Here is a 14,158-nt window from a genome sequence, read left to right on the forward strand (position 1 = left end):
ACGCTGCGTTCCAGTAACTGCGGAATTTCCAAAACACAGCGCTGCATTCAGGCCCCCAGTCCTTTCACAATCAGGTCTCCCATTTCCGTTGTGCTGATGAATGCTCCGCCTCCGGCAATGTCGCGTGTTCGATGGCCGGCTTTCAATACCTGACTGACCACGTCTTCAATGGCGTCGGCTTCGGCATTCATATTCATTGAGTAACGCAGCATCATGGCTGCTGCCAGAATCGTCGCTAGCGGGTTTGCAAGGTTCTTGCCGGCAATGTCAGGCGCTGAACCATGAATCGGTTCGAACAGCCCCGGTCCTTCGGAGCCAATGGATGCGGATGGCAGCAGTCCCAGCGATCCCGGCAACATCGATGCTTCGTCGGTCAGAATGTCTCCAAAGAGATTGCCGGTCACCACAACATCGAAGTCACGCGGACGAGAAATAAGATGCATCGCCATCGCATCCACCAGGACGACGCTGTATTCGACATCGGGGAATTCGGCTTTCATCACCCGTTCGGCAACCTGACGCCAGAGTCGCGAGACTTCAAGCACATTTGCTTTATCCACGGAAGTGAGTTTCCCACGTCGTTTGCGAGCGGCTTCTGCGGCAACTCGAACAACACGTTCGATTTCACCTGTGGTGTAGGTCATCACATTCCACGCTTCTTCGCCGGACGCGTGCTCTTTTCGACCGGATTCTCCGAAATAGATTCCACCAGTCAGTTCGCGAACAAAAAGAATATCTGTTCCCTGAACGATTTCGCGACGAAGCGGCGATGCATCCACCAGTTCATCCCATGTCTTTGTGGGACGCAGATTGGCGAATAGACCCATCTCGCGGCGGATTTTCAGCAATCCTTTCTCCGGTCGAGTTTTCGCAGACGGGTCGTCCCATTTTGGGCCGCCAACGGCACCCAGCAGGACCGCTTGTGAATCTTTGCAGGCTTTCAGCGTTTCATCCGGCAGTGGATCCCCACACGCATCGATCGCATTCCCACCGATGGCATGTTCCGGCAAATCGAACGAATGACCGAATCGGGAGCCGATGACTTCCAGAACCCGTTTCGCCTGAGCAATGATTTCCGGGCCAATTCCATCACCGGGCAGCAATACAATCCGAGCGTCCATCGACCACCTTCTCCAACCACTGAAAATTGACTTGAATGCGAAACATCAGCCGCGAATTAACTGTACGGATCTTTCGACACGTCTGTTGCGACACAGGTTAGAGCACGCCGAAAACGTTTCAACTTTGCCGGACGCTCGGCTTCCGGAATGAAGTGAATTGCTTTGCAAAACGCCATCTGGACTGATTCAGTCGGCCGGGAATTCAGGTTTTCACCCGTCGGCAGCGAGAATTTCCCAGATTTCTGAACGAAACCTCATTCGGATTCGCACTATTGATGGTGACGCGAATGCGCACGGAATTCGGCCCGTTTCTCAGGCGAAAGGACAGGCGATTCATAACTGTTTTTCTCGCCTGTGGATGGAAAGGCTGGCTGTTCGAAGCCCGACTGTTCGAAGCCCGACTCTGCGAAGCCTGACTTTTCTGCCACAGACAAATCGAGAGGAATTCGGGACCACGCCTGCAGGGATACAAAGACCCGAAACTCAACAGAACGACGGGAACCACGACGATGAGACTCACACTGCGTACATTGCTTGCCTACCTGGATGACCGTCTGCCTCCTGCCAATGCAAAGGAGATTGGGCAAAAAATTGCGAAGAGTCCGTTTGCGACGGAACTTGCGGAGCGTATCCGGGAAGTCGTCCGCCGTCGGCGACTGGCCGCGACTTCAGAATCGGTTCGCATGATTGACGCGAACCTGGTTGCCGAGTACCTGGATGACCAGCTGACGCCCGAACTTGTTGCAAGAATCGAACAGGAAATCCTGAAGTCTGATGTGAATCTGGCTGAAGTGGCTGCAACACACCAGACAATCGGACTTTTGAGGGACCCTGTGCCTCTGGAATCGCGGATGCGCGACCGCTTGTACTCCATGGATCCGGCTGGCAAGGTTCGTCAGCCCGCCAGGCAGTCTTCGAATAATGGTTCGGTGGAAAAAAACGCAGCCGATCCAAAGCCAGCGACACCAGCTCCCGAATGGACTCCGCAGGCAGCCAGACCAGCTGCATCACGTCGGTTTCCCGTGCTGATTCTGGGGGCGATGGCCCTTGTCTGGCTTGGATTTGTCATTACGGATCAGCACCTGACAAGTCCACCGGGACCGGATCCTGATGGGCCACTTCTGGCGGCGAATCACGCCGGGGAAGCTGCTGGTTTGCCACCCGGTAGCGACGGCAATGATAAAGCCACAGATGTGGATAGTGATGTGGAGACGGATATCGCAGCCACGCCGGCGAATCCCACTGATAACGGAGATCCGTTCCCGGCAATCCCGGCTGACTCAACGCAGGTCGCTTCAGCACCTGGGATGACTCCGTCTGTCAGTGAGCCGAAACCAGTGGGGCAACAGCCTGCGGCAAACGCGAATCCTCCGGGAAACGCGGCAATGACGAACGTCGCCAGCAAAGAGGCAGGGTCGCTTCCCGTTGGAGCCGACAATTCAGTTGGTGGAACGCAGCCCGACAATTCCGTGCCGGATCCAGTTCGTTCAACGGTTCAGCATCGAGTCACTGTGCGTGACGACTATGGCATGCTGCTGGGACGCAATCAGGACTCCGGCGAATGGATGCGATTGCTTCGATTCGCTCCGAATAATTCTCTGGATCAGTTAAGACTTCGAGACTGGCGTTCGGATGTTGAGGGTGTGGCTCTGGCCATGCCGGAAGATTTTTCCGCGACCGTTTCTCTGGATGAATCCGGATGGAAAATGCTGGTTCCCGGCGGCAGTGTGTTTCGTCTGATCAATGCAGAACCCTCTGGGCTTGTGCCGGTGGAAGGACGCTTTCTGCTGTCACGAGAGCCCTCAAATATCGCCGATGATGCGAGCGTGCCTGTCGTACTGCAGTTTGGAAAAGGCCAGGTCGAATTGTCGTTGGGAACTGCAGATACCAAAGTCGCTCTGCACGTGGTGCCAGTCAGAAACGATATTATTGCTCCTGCCGTATCCAGCGAAGTGGCAAATGACACGATCGATGACGAGTTGATTCCGTGGGACTCGGACTTTCATGTTCAGGCATTTGTTGTGGAGGGCGCCATCCGGTTGTCGCATGCCGCGACTGAATCGAGCCTCGAACTCACGAAGACTCAGTCTGCGTTCTGGAAGTCGCTTGATGATGGCAGCGTCGCCGAACTGCATCTGGCGGATGCGGCAGAACGAGGCGCTATTATGGACTGGGTTAATGATGTGACATCTCCACCAGTTCCGCAGGAAACAGAGATTCTCGATCAGATCAGTGCCGCGTTCGCTTCGTCCGAAACGATTTCCGAACCAGCGTTGCAGCATTACAGCGACCGCAATCCCCTGATTGGTTCTGCGGCCGTGCGTGTCGTTGCGGCTTCGCGGGACGTCAGCACTCTGATGACAATCCTGTTACAGTCAGAAGAAGAACTTGTCAGGCGAGCGGCCATTGATGGACTTCAGAAAATTGCATTGCAGACCGAAGCGGGATCGCAGCTGGTCCGACGGAACCTCGAAAATCGGCTCCCGATGAACGAAGTGCCGGTGCTCTTCAAATTGATCAGTGGCTTAAGCAGTGATGAATTCCGGTCACCGGATATCTGTGCCGAACTGGTCGTTCTGCTTTCCAGCGATCGCCTGGCAACTCGTGAGCTGGCCTTTTATCGAATGGAACAAATTGTTGGCGACCGTTACGGGTACCACGCCGATGCTGACTCAGGCCGCCGCCGTGAATCAATTCGCCGCTGGCAGCGATATATCGATCGGAACGACGGTAAACTGATCCCTTAGTTTCAGCAGCCTCTGTCTCGGAACGGTGGAGGCTGAACCCTCGCTGGAACTCGACACGCCGGAACCCCCGTAAGAACGGATTGAGCCGTCAATGACTCTTCACCCGAAATTCCGATTGTACGGCAAATTCTGTTTCTCTGCGGTATGTGTGATGGCGATGGTCTTGTCATCGTCCTGCAGCGTCGCCATGGCATTCCCTGTTGGCAGCGTCAGCGAACCTGGCGTTGCAGGTGATTCTCAAACGCAGACCAGACCAAATGTCCTGCTGATCGCCATTGATGATCTGGCCGGGTGTCTTGGTTGCTACGGAAACTCTGTCGTCAGGAGTCCGCACCTTGACCGTCTTGCTGAAAAGGGAGTTCGCTTCAGCCATGCCTACTGCCAGTTGCCGCTCTGCAATCCCAGCCGAGCGTCGGTACTGACCGGTGCTCGTCCGGACGCTGTTCGCGTCTACGATTTAGATCGACACTTTCGGGACGAATTGGCAAACATCGTAACGCTGCCTCAATTGTTCCGTCAGAATGGATGGTCCGTCGCTCGGGTTGGCAAATTGTATCACTACAACGTACCCGCAGGGATCGGCACCAACGGTCTGGATGATGCCATATCCTGGGACGAAGTGATCAATCCGAAGGGTCGCGACGTTGCGGATGAAATCCTGATCACCAATCCAACACCGCATCGCCCCGTCAGCGCAGCGCTAAGCTGGCTTCAGGCAGACGGCAGCGATGATGAGCAGACCGATGGCATGATTGCGAGCGAAGCGATTCAATGGATGGCGCAGCATCAGGAGAAGAACAGTCGCCCTGATGTCGTTGATCGCCCATTTTTCCTGGGTGTAGGCTTCTTCAGACCACATACTCCCTACGTCGCGCCTAAGAAGTATTTCGACTTGTATCCGCTCGAAGCGATTCAATTACCATTTGCCCTGCCCGGTGATCGGGATGATATTCCCCCGGCGGCCTTTGCCCATAACTGTCGTCTGCCAAACTATGGTCTGGATGCCGTGACCTGCCGAAAAGCATTACAGGCTTACTACGCCTGTGTTTCGTTTGTCGACGCTCAGGTCGGCCGATTGCTGGACGCAGTGGAACACATGGGGCTGACTGACAACACAATCGTTGTCGTGTGGAGCGATCATGGCTATCACCTCGGTGAGCACGAAGGAGTCTGGCAGAAACGCACTCTGTTCGAAGAATCTGCCCGGTCACCACTGATTATCTTCGCGCCGGACAAAGTTCTGACTCAGGTACCGCCGGAGCATTCCGGTCGATCTGAATCCGGAGTCACAATTAAAAGAACGGTCGGCGGCAGGACCGCCTCGGGAAATGGACAGCCCTGCGATCGTATCGTGGAATTCATTGATATTATGCCGACCGTGGCTCATCTCAGCGGATTGAAAACGCCGGTTACCGCCACGGGACACAGCCTGGTCCCCCTTCTGCGTGATCCAAAACGAGAATGGGACTTCCCCGCATTCACACAGGTCCTGCGGCCAGGCGTCTCGGACAAAGAACCCAATCGAATGGTGATGGGCCGCAGCATTCGAACAAATCGATGGCGATACACCGAATGGAACGAAGGGAAGGATGGCGTTGAGCTTTACGACCAGTGGAACGACCCGGGCGAGACTCGGAATCTGGCCGGAAAATCGGATCTGAAAATCCTGACCAGCGGCCTGCGCAAACAGTTCGAAGGCAAGGCTTCGGGAACTGTTCCCCAATCGCCCGTCAATCCCGCGCGACTATGATCCCGCGCGACTATGATGATGCCATCCACCAAGTCGTCAGCTGGCAGCCGCTTCCGGCAGTGCGGTGCTGATGAGCCCGGCAGGCGACTGGCTCCGGGGCAGCTTGAGGGTAAACGTAGTTCCCTTGCCGACTTCACTTTCGACGCGGATGCGTCCCTGATGTGCTTCGATGATTCGTCGGCACAACGACAGGCCAAGACCAGTCCCGCCCTGCCCCCGCGCATCGGCCTTCTTGGTGGTGTAGAATGCTTCAAAGATGTGTTTCAGCTGTTCCGCTGGAATTCCGCACCCGGTATCTCCGACGGACACTTCGGCCCAGCCTTCATCAGGGTTATCACGAATCGTCAGTTTCAGACGTCCATGCTCATTCATCGCCTGGCGCGCGTTGACGATCAGATTCATAAGGAGCTGCTGAATCTGGCTACTGTTCACATTCGCCCACACGCTCCCGGAAATATCCATGTCGACGCCGATTCGATGCATCTGCAGATCCTTCTGGACGAGCACAAGAACGTCGTCCAGAAGTTTCTTGAGGTCTGCTGGTTCCTGTCGGTCACTATTGTTGCGTGCGTAGGCCAGCATGCCGGTCGTGATCCGCGACGCTCGTTGAGACGCATTCAGGATCCGGTCGAATGCTTTCGTTCGCGTCTTTTCATCGTTGTGCCGCAAGCCCATTTTGGCGTAGTTGATGACGGTCGTCAGAATGTTGTTGAATTCATGCGTGATCGAGGATGCCAACGCTCCGACGGAACTCAGCCGCTGTGCCTGGAATAGCTGTTCCTCCATTTGCTGGAGGTGTTTTTCGAGTTCTTCAATTCTCTGCTCGGGGCTCGCCATGGATCAGTCAGTTTCAGCTGAAATTCAGTTGCTCTGCGACCTTCGGCGATTGGGTTTTCGCTCGAAGACATCTTTCCTTATCGGCAAACCAGTCAAAGTATGTACAGTCGCACCGCGATACCGAGGTCGTTCGGTCCTGAATGATTCGGCAGATGTTGCCGGAATGGGATGAACGGTCCGTTCTGCCCACCTGAAAACAGGGAGTGATGCCGAGCGGTTCTGAAGCTGATTCACATCCGATCGGAGAATCAGCGCTGTTCGTTCGGACTGCTCAATGAAGTGACTTCCAAATTCAAAACATGCACGGGTGCGGGTCAATAAACGGCTTGAGGCCGCTGCAGGCCGCTTCGAGGTGGTCCGGGCGGCACATATTCGGGGCCAATCGGAATCCCCTGCATCAGTCGCTGTTCAGCAGCTCGGCGAGGTTCAGTTCGTGGTCGATTATATTCGCGCGGCGTGCTGTCCATGGATGGCCCGATGTTGGGATCGGGAAATGGATTGGTCTGCTGGTAGGCCATGTTTTCGGCGTAAGGTGATGCTGTGTAAGCAGTTGGGAATCGGGTGCTGAAAGCATTGACACAGCCGGCCAGCAAAATCAGTAGCATGATGCAGCCCACGCGCAGAGACACCTTGATCGGTGAAACACCGGTTGGTTCAAAGAGACCGATGGGTTGTCTAATTCTGGAAGGCATGCGCTTGGACGTCCTTGTTCGCCGGCAAAGGCCAGCCAGGGAAAGCTACCAGCAAATCCTGCCGGAAGGCAACGCCAGTTTTGGCTACTGTTTTTCTCGTCTCATTCGATTCCTGCTGCACAGCTTTCGTTTGCGCATGGACATCCTTTGAGTCGAAGCAGAAACTCTTTGTCGGCAACACCCAGGAAAGGCGCTTCATGGCAGCCAAAGCCGTCTGCCTGTAAAATGCATTTCCCACCCGCCAATCCCACCAATACACCAGGGGATAGTTCGATGACAGTGGTTCGTCGCCGCCTGAAAAGTCTGTCTGTGTTGCTCAGCGTGTTCTTGTCTGCATCCGCTGTATCTGCGCTGGACAGTTCGGTGGTTGATCAGGTGGATTTCGAGCAGCAGGTCCTTCCTGTACTCCGATCACATTGTTTCGATTGTCACGGGGAAGAGACTCGCGAAAGTCAGCTTCGGCTGGATCGCAAGTGGGCTCTTTTGCGCGGGGGTGATTCGGGGGAACCGGCTGTGTTGCCCGGAGACGCCGAAGGCAGTTATCTGATTCAACTGGTTTCAGGCGCGCAGCCGGATAAGGTCATGCCGCCTAAGGATGTCGATGACGTCCTGACGTCGGATGAAATTGCTGTCCTGAAGAAGTGGATTGAACAGGGAGCACACTGGCCCGGTCCGTATGGTGCAGACCAGCCATCCGATGAAGAAGTCGCTGCCTCTGAATTGAACCACTGGGCGTTCCAGCCAGTACGCCAGCCCGAGATTCCGCAGGTCCCTGAGTCCTGGCCGGCAGAATGGCGACAGAACCCCATTGATGCCTTTATTGCCAAAGGATTGGTTTCAAGGGACCTGCAACCTTCAAAGCGTGCTGATCGAGCTACCTTAGCACGGCGTTTGTCTCTGGTCATGCTGGGACTTCCACCGCGTCCAAAGAGTGTTCGTGCCTTTTCCGACAACGACCTGCCCGAAGCCTGGAACAATCTTGTTGAGCGTACGCTGCAGAGTTCGCATTACGGCGAACGCTGGGCTCGGTACTGGCTGGACCTCGTTCGCTTTGCAGAAACCGATGGCTTCGAGACGAATCGCGAACGTCCGAACGCCTGGCCTTATCGAGACTACGTGATTCGCTCATTCAATGACGACAAACCCTATGATCAGTTTCTGCGTGAACAGCTGGTCGGCGATGCGATTGGGGTTCCCGAAGCGACGGCTTATCTGGTGGCAGGCCCTGTAGATATCGTGAAGAGCCCGGATATTGCTCTCACCCTGATGCAGCGTCAGAACGAACTGGACGACATGATCAACACGACCAGCACAGCCTTTCTGGGGATGACTGTTGGCTGTGCCCGATGCCACAATCATAAGTTCGATCCCATCCGGCAAACGGATTACTACGGTCTGCAGGCGATTTTTACCGGTGTACGACACGGGAATCGTTCCGTTCCACCATCAATGGAGCAACAGATCGAATTGAAGGACCTGGATGCTGAAGTCGCTCGACTTCGTGGCGAACTGAAACCTTTTCTGAAACGGAATCAGGCCTCACGCCCAGCCGTCGCTTCGGATTTTAATGAGGAATTGTTCGAGCCTGTTGAAACGCAGATCGTTCGATTCACAATCACGTCAACAACGGGAGCCCAGCCCTGTCTTGATGAACTTGAAGTTTTCAGCGGCGTCCAGAACGTAGCGCTAGCCAGCACCGGGGCTGTTGCGACCTGTTCCACTACCCTGCCCGGCTATGAAATTCATCAATTAAAACACATCAACGATGGTCTTTATGGAAACTCCCACAGCTGGATTTCCAACGAATCCGGGGCGGGTTGGGTGCAGATTGAGTTTCCAGAGCCTCGGTCGATCCATCGAATTGTCTGGGGACGGGATCGGGAAAAGAAGTTCCGTGACCGCCTTGCTGTTGGTTACAAAATTGAGATTGCAACGAGGGATGATCAGTGGCGCGAGATCGCATCTTCGGATGATCGGCAACCATATTCGGGCAGGCCATCACCAGTCGAATATGATTTCACAGGGCTTTCTGATGCCCAGGCGATGCACGGCCGACAATTGCTTGAACGGATTAATGCTGCTGAAGAACGGCGGCGGCAATTGCGTGATTCCTCCACCGTATACGCTGGTACGTTTGAAGCACCGCAGCCGACGTATCGTTTGTTTCGCGGAGAACCGATGGCAAAGCGCGAGCAGGTTTCTCCGTCTGCCATTGAAGTGCTGGGTGACCTGGGAATAGATGATGACACTTCCGAACAGCAGCGACGGAAAGCTCTTGCGGATTGGATCACGTCGCCCGAGAATCCGCTGACCGCGCGTGTCATCGTCAATCGAATCTGGCAATGGCATTTTGGTCAGGCACTGGTGAGTACTCCCAGCGATTTTGGCAAAGGTGGAGTGAAGCCAACACATCCGGAGTTGCTCGACTTTCTGGCTTGGCAGCTAATGGATCATGACTGGTCTGTGAAGCACATCCACCGCCTGATTCTGACATCTGCCACCTGGCAGCAGGCCGGTTCTCCGAACGACGCAGGCATGCTGCGGGATGCCGGATGCCAACTCTGGTGGCGATTTCCGCCAAGACGTCTCGAGGCAGAACCGATTCGCGATAGTATTCTCTCCGTGACGGGCCTGCTGAATCTGAAGATGTATGGGCCGGGTTTCAGCGCTTTCGAAGTGGAAATGGAGAATGTTCGGCACTATCACCCGAAATCAAAATACAGCGGTGATGATTTTCGACGGATGATTTACCAAACGAAGGTGCGACAGGAACAGGATTCTGTGTTTGGTATTTTCGACTGTCCGGATGCGGCTTCATCGGTTCCTCGACGCAGCCGTTCAACAACGCCGCTGCAGGCTCTGAATCTGATGAACAGCAGTTTTGTACTGCAGCAGTCGGCAGCCTTCGCTGAACGCCTGCGAGCCGACCATTCAGGTGATACATCAAAGCACATTCAACACGCGTTCTTGCTTTGCTTCGCTCGACAGCCGACACCTGATGAACTGACAGACAGTCTGAGCTTCATCGATCAGTATGGGCTAACAGCGTTTTGCCGAGCGATGCTGAACAGCAACGAATTCCTGTTTATCCCGTGAAGTGATCTCACACCCGGCCAGTGCGGATCAAACCCGGATTTAAACCAGCCGTCCCGGCTCGTCCATAACCGGACTGCCGCTCTTTGTGTCAGCTGTCTTTTGGATCGTGTTGGTGTGGCTCTCAGGCAGTATGAAATCCTGGCAAGTCTCTCACCCCTGCGCTTGTTGTTCCGCATTCGTTGAGATGATAGGCTTTCGAGGAATCGTGTGTCTGGGGATGGAACGTTGGTGCCATGAAGTGGTTCCGACTGCAGGTCAGCTGAACATTTCAGCGGTCCATCCCACCCGCCGATGAACCTTCTTGTCTGACATCGCCCCCTCTCTGTGTCTTTTCGAGTGAACCGCCATGAGAAAACTTCTGTTCCTGATTCTGCTCGGCGCCCTTCCTTTGGCCGCCACCGTTGACAAGGTACAGGGGCAAGACCCGGAGCGGGGCCGCCGTGGCGGTTTCGGTGGCCCGATTGAACTGGGCCCCGACGACAGGCAGACGTATCCAGATCCTGCGGACAGTATCGTCGAGACGCGTGAGAACATCCCACGTGGCAAACTGGAGATGATTGAATACGAATCCAAAACGGTTGGCACAGTTCGTCGGATGAATGTCTACACGCCTCCGGGATACACATCCGAAACGAAGTACCCGGTATTGTATTTGTTGCACGGCATCGGCGGGGACGAAACCGAATGGCAGCGTTTTGCGACTCCGGATGTGATGTTCGACAATCTGATTGCCGATGGAAAAGCCGTCCCGATGATCGTTGTGATGCCCAACGGGCGAGCGCAGAAGAATGATCGCGCTGAAGGAAACGTGATGGCAAGTGCTCCGGCCTTTGCCGTGTTTGAAAAGGACCTGCTGGTAGATGTCATCCCGGCGATCGAGAAACGCTATTCCGTCCAGGCAGATCGAGAACACCGAGCTCTGGCTGGCCTGTCGATGGGCGGTGGACAGTCGCTGAATTTCGGCCTTACCCACCTGGATACGTTTTCCTGGGTCGGCGGGTTCTCGTCAGCGCCCAACACGAAGACTCCTCAGGAATTGGTGCCCGAACCTCAAAAGACTAAAGAAAGACTCAAACTATTGTGGCTGTCCTGCGGAAACAAGGACGGCCTGATTTCGTTTAGTCAGCGATTGCAGCGTTACCTCAAAGAGCATGATGTTCCACACGTCTGGAACGTCGATACACATGGGCACGATCCGACTCACTGGCGCAACAATCTTTATCACTTTGCCCAACTCCTGTTTCAGGACACGTCTGCCGAACAGAAGAGACAGATGGACGCGGAGAGCAGCACAACCGCTGTGCCGACCTCGCCAGACATCAAGGCATCGAACACCACTCCCGAAGGCATTGCTGACGACTTCAGGCCGGCAACAACAAACCAGTCCGGCAAGGTATACCCACAGGTGAACTCGCAGGGACGCATCAAATTTCGCGTTGTGGCCCCCGAAGCAAAAAGTGTTTCGACAACATTTCGCGACAGCACTGAATTCGTCAAAGGCGAGGACGGCGCGTGGATTGGATATTCCCGGCCGCTGGATGAAGGATTCCACTACTATGAGTTAATTATTGATGGTGCTCATGTCCCAGATCCCAACAGTACGTACTACTTTGGCGCAATGCGATGGGGAAGCGGAATCGAGATTCCTGCCCATGACCAGGAGTTTTACGCGCTGAAGAATGTGCCTCATGGACAGATTCGCGAAGTCTTCTTTCATTCCAAAAGTACGAATGCCGAACGGAGGGCGTTTGTTTACACACCGCCAGGCTACGACAGCCACCCCGAAACCTGTTATCCAGTGCTTTATCTGCAACACGGCTGGGGTGAAAACGAATACGGATGGAGCGTCCAGGGACACGCAGGGTTGATCATGGACAACCTGATTGCCGAAGGAAAAGCCAAACCATTCATCATTGTGATGACCTACGGCATGACCAACGAAGTTCGCATGGGTGGATTGCGAAACTTCGACATCACCGACTTCGAGACCGTTCTGGTCGATGAATTGATTCCTTATGTCGACGAGCATTTCCGCACACTGACAGATCAGCCCAATCGTGCTATGGCAGGTCTTTCGATGGGCAGTATGGAAACACGTCTGATCACGCTTCGTAATCTCGACAAATTCTCGCAGATCGGGCTTTTCAGCGGCGCGACAATTTCCGGGGAGGATGTGGAAAGCACTGAAGGCTTCAGGGAAAACGTGAAGCTCGTGTTCGTGAGTTACGGCAGCAAAGAAGTGGATGGCGGCCGAACTCGTCGAGGGGGTGATCCGAAAGACAGCGTGGAACAGCTGAAGCAGCTGGGCGTGAACGCTCACTACTATCTGTCGCCGGCAACCGCCCACGAGTGGCAGACGTGGCGTCGTAGTCTTCGGGAATTTGGGGCAATGCTGTTTCAGCCGGAAGACAAACTCTCGGGTACCTGGAATGTGAAATTCGATACGCAGATTGGAATCCAGGATTACATCATGACGTTCGACCGACAGGGCGGTCAGGTTGTTGCGAAAGCCAGAGCCGAGTTATCCGGCCGATCGCGTGAAATTGAATTCACCGATGTTGAATTGAATGGTAATTCGGTCTCATTCGTTGAAGAACTTAACTTTGGCGGCAATCAGATTCGCATTCAATACACCGGTCACATCGACGGAGATACCGTCGTGTTTCAACGAAAAGTGGGAGAATTTGCCAGCGAAAAGGCCACTGCAAGACGATCGTCGGCTGCCAGACAGGTCATGGCTGAGAGCGTAAACTCCACGCCGCCGGAATCTGGTTCCACCCCGTCCGAGGTCAGGATTGACCGTGTGATAAAGGAGGCCTTCAAAGATTCGTTTCTGGTTGGAATGGCTGGTGACTTACCCACCCGTTATTCCGACGAAGAGCTCCAGCTGGCGTCTGAGCACTTTGGAGCTATCACGCCGGAAAACTGTATGAAACCCGCACCGGTGCACCCTGCTGAAGATCGGTGGCAGTTTGAGCAGACGGACGCTCTGCTTCAATGGGCTGAGCAAAACAGGATGACAACACACGGGCATACTCTTGTGTGGCATCAGCAAACTCCTGACTGGTTTTTTGAGGGTGGTGACAGGGAGGTTGTCAGGCAGCGGATGAAGAACCACATTGAAACTCTTGTCGGGCGTTACAAAGGAAAACTCCAAAGCTGGGACGTGGTCAACGAAGCAATCAACGATGGAGGCAATGCTCAATCGGCGAAGACAGAACACCTCCGTGATTCAAAGTGGATGCAGATACTAGGCCCGGAATTTCTGACGCTCGCATTTCAGTTCGCGCATGCGGCGGATCCTGAAGCCGTTTTGTACTACAACGACTACAATATTGAGGCCGGGCCAAAGCATGAAAGCTCAATGGTGCTGTTGAAGCGACTGCTTGCAGAGGGAGCGCCGGTACATGCGGTTGGAATACAGGGGCATTGGCGCAGTGGCAGTGTTCCGTTCGAAGCCATTGATCGAGCAATCGCTGACTATGCTTCGCTTGGTTTGAAGGTCAGTATCACCGAACTGGATGTCACGATCCGTGGTGCATCCGGTGGGCAGTTCGGGGGTGGTATTGGCGGCCGCAGAAGTCGAGAAACCACGCCGGCTTCGATTGAAGACCTCAATGCTCAGGCCGAAGACTACTCGAAGCTGTTTGAAATTTTCAGGAAGCACGAGAAAGTGATTGAACGAGTGACTTTCTGGGGACTGAATGATCGTCGCACATGGCGCAGGGGGCAGCACCCTTTGTTATTCGATGCGAACAATCATGTGAAGCCCGCGTATGCGGCAATTGTCAATGCACGGGAGGCAGGTGAATCGCGTGAGTCCTCTTCCGCAGTAGATGAAGATCCTGCGAAATAAAGCTGTTTCGGGGCGTTCAAACGGATGAACGCTATTGATGAAATCGATTGAACGTTGTG

General features: G+C 54.5%; 8 protein-coding genes. 4 read left to right on the forward strand and 4 right to left on the reverse strand.

All coding sequences use genetic code 11. The features are described from left to right. Window positions 1-47: 47 nt before the first annotated feature. Window positions 48-1,121 (reverse strand): 3-isopropylmalate dehydrogenase, encoded by a 1,074-nt coding sequence (leuB, locus tag R3C20_02250; protein MEZ6039297.1) that lies wholly within the window; start codon window positions 1,119-1,121, stop codon window positions 48-50. A 509-nt stretch (window positions 1,122-1,630) separates the two neighbouring features. On the opposite strand from leuB, the gene R3C20_02255 reads away from it, so the two are divergent. Further along, window positions 1,631-3,868 carry a hypothetical protein gene (locus R3C20_02255; protein ID MEZ6039298.1) on the forward strand — a complete coding sequence of 746 codons (2,238 nt, stop codon included), beginning with the start codon at window positions 1,631-1,633 and terminating at the stop codon, window positions 3,866-3,868. A 187-nt stretch (window positions 3,869-4,055) separates the two neighbouring features. Continuing rightward, on the forward strand, window positions 4,056-5,618 hold the full coding sequence (locus R3C20_02260; protein MEZ6039299.1) for a sulfatase: 1,563 nt from the start codon (window positions 4,056-4,058) through the stop codon (window positions 5,616-5,618). Window positions 5,619-5,654: 36 nt separating this feature from the next. On the opposite strand, the gene R3C20_02265 is transcribed toward R3C20_02260, so the two are convergent. The 3 genes from R3C20_02265 to R3C20_02275 all read right to left on the reverse strand — a co-directional run bounded on the left by R3C20_02265 (window position 5,655) and on the right by R3C20_02275 (window position 7,346). Further along, window positions 5,655-6,455, reverse strand: a complete 801-nt coding sequence (locus tag R3C20_02265) for an ATP-binding protein (GenBank protein ID MEZ6039300.1) — start codon at window positions 6,453-6,455, stop codon at window positions 5,655-5,657. 314 nt (window positions 6,456-6,769) lie between these two features. Beyond that, entirely contained in the window at window positions 6,770-7,147 is a 378-nt protein-coding gene (locus R3C20_02270; protein MEZ6039301.1) for a hypothetical protein, read from the reverse strand. Next, window positions 7,131-7,346 (reverse strand): hypothetical protein, encoded by a 216-nt coding sequence (locus tag R3C20_02275; protein ID MEZ6039302.1) that lies wholly within the window; start codon window positions 7,344-7,346, stop codon window positions 7,131-7,133. Before R3C20_02275 ends, R3C20_02270 begins: the two co-directional genes overlap by 17 nt. A 74-nt stretch (window positions 7,347-7,420) precedes the next feature. On the opposite strand from R3C20_02275, the gene R3C20_02280 reads away from it, so the two are divergent. Further along, complete coding sequence (locus R3C20_02280) at window positions 7,421-10,243, forward strand: PSD1 and planctomycete cytochrome C domain-containing protein (protein ID MEZ6039303.1); 2,823 nt, start codon at window positions 7,421-7,423, stop codon at window positions 10,241-10,243. A 346-nt stretch (window positions 10,244-10,589) separates the two neighbouring features. Beyond that, window positions 10,590-14,099 carry an endo-1,4-beta-xylanase gene (locus R3C20_02285; protein ID MEZ6039304.1) on the forward strand — a complete coding sequence of 1,170 codons (3,510 nt, stop codon included), beginning with the start codon at window positions 10,590-10,592 and terminating at the stop codon, window positions 14,097-14,099. The last annotated feature ends 59 nt before the right edge of the window (window positions 14,100-14,158 follow it).

The organism is Planctomycetaceae bacterium (assembly GCA_041398825.1).
Taxonomy (GTDB): domain Bacteria; phylum Planctomycetota; class Planctomycetia; order Planctomycetales; family Planctomycetaceae; genus F1-80-MAGs062.

Coding starts and splice junctions, on each gene's coding strand:
- leuB (MEZ6039297.1), bottom strand. CDS start 1,121: ATGGACGCTCGGATTGTATTGCTGCCCGGTGATGGAATTGGCCCGGAA.
- R3C20_02255 (MEZ6039298.1), top strand. CDS start 1,631: ATGAGACTCACACTGCGTACATTGCTTGCCTACCTGGATGACCGTCTG.
- R3C20_02260 (MEZ6039299.1), top strand. CDS start 4,056: ATGGCATTCCCTGTTGGCAGCGTCAGCGAACCTGGCGTTGCAGGTGAT.
- R3C20_02265 (MEZ6039300.1), bottom strand. CDS start 6,455: ATGGCGAGCCCCGAGCAGAGAATTGAAGAACTCGAAAAACACCTCCAG.
- R3C20_02270 (MEZ6039301.1), bottom strand. CDS start 7,147: ATGCCTTCCAGAATTAGACAACCCATCGGTCTCTTTGAACCAACCGGT.
- R3C20_02275 (MEZ6039302.1), bottom strand. CDS start 7,346: ATGAAGCGCCTTTCCTGGGTGTTGCCGACAAAGAGTTTCTGCTTCGAC.
- R3C20_02280 (MEZ6039303.1), top strand. CDS start 7,421: ATGACAGTGGTTCGTCGCCGCCTGAAAAGTCTGTCTGTGTTGCTCAGC.
- R3C20_02285 (MEZ6039304.1), top strand. CDS start 10,590: ATGAGAAAACTTCTGTTCCTGATTCTGCTCGGCGCCCTTCCTTTGGCC.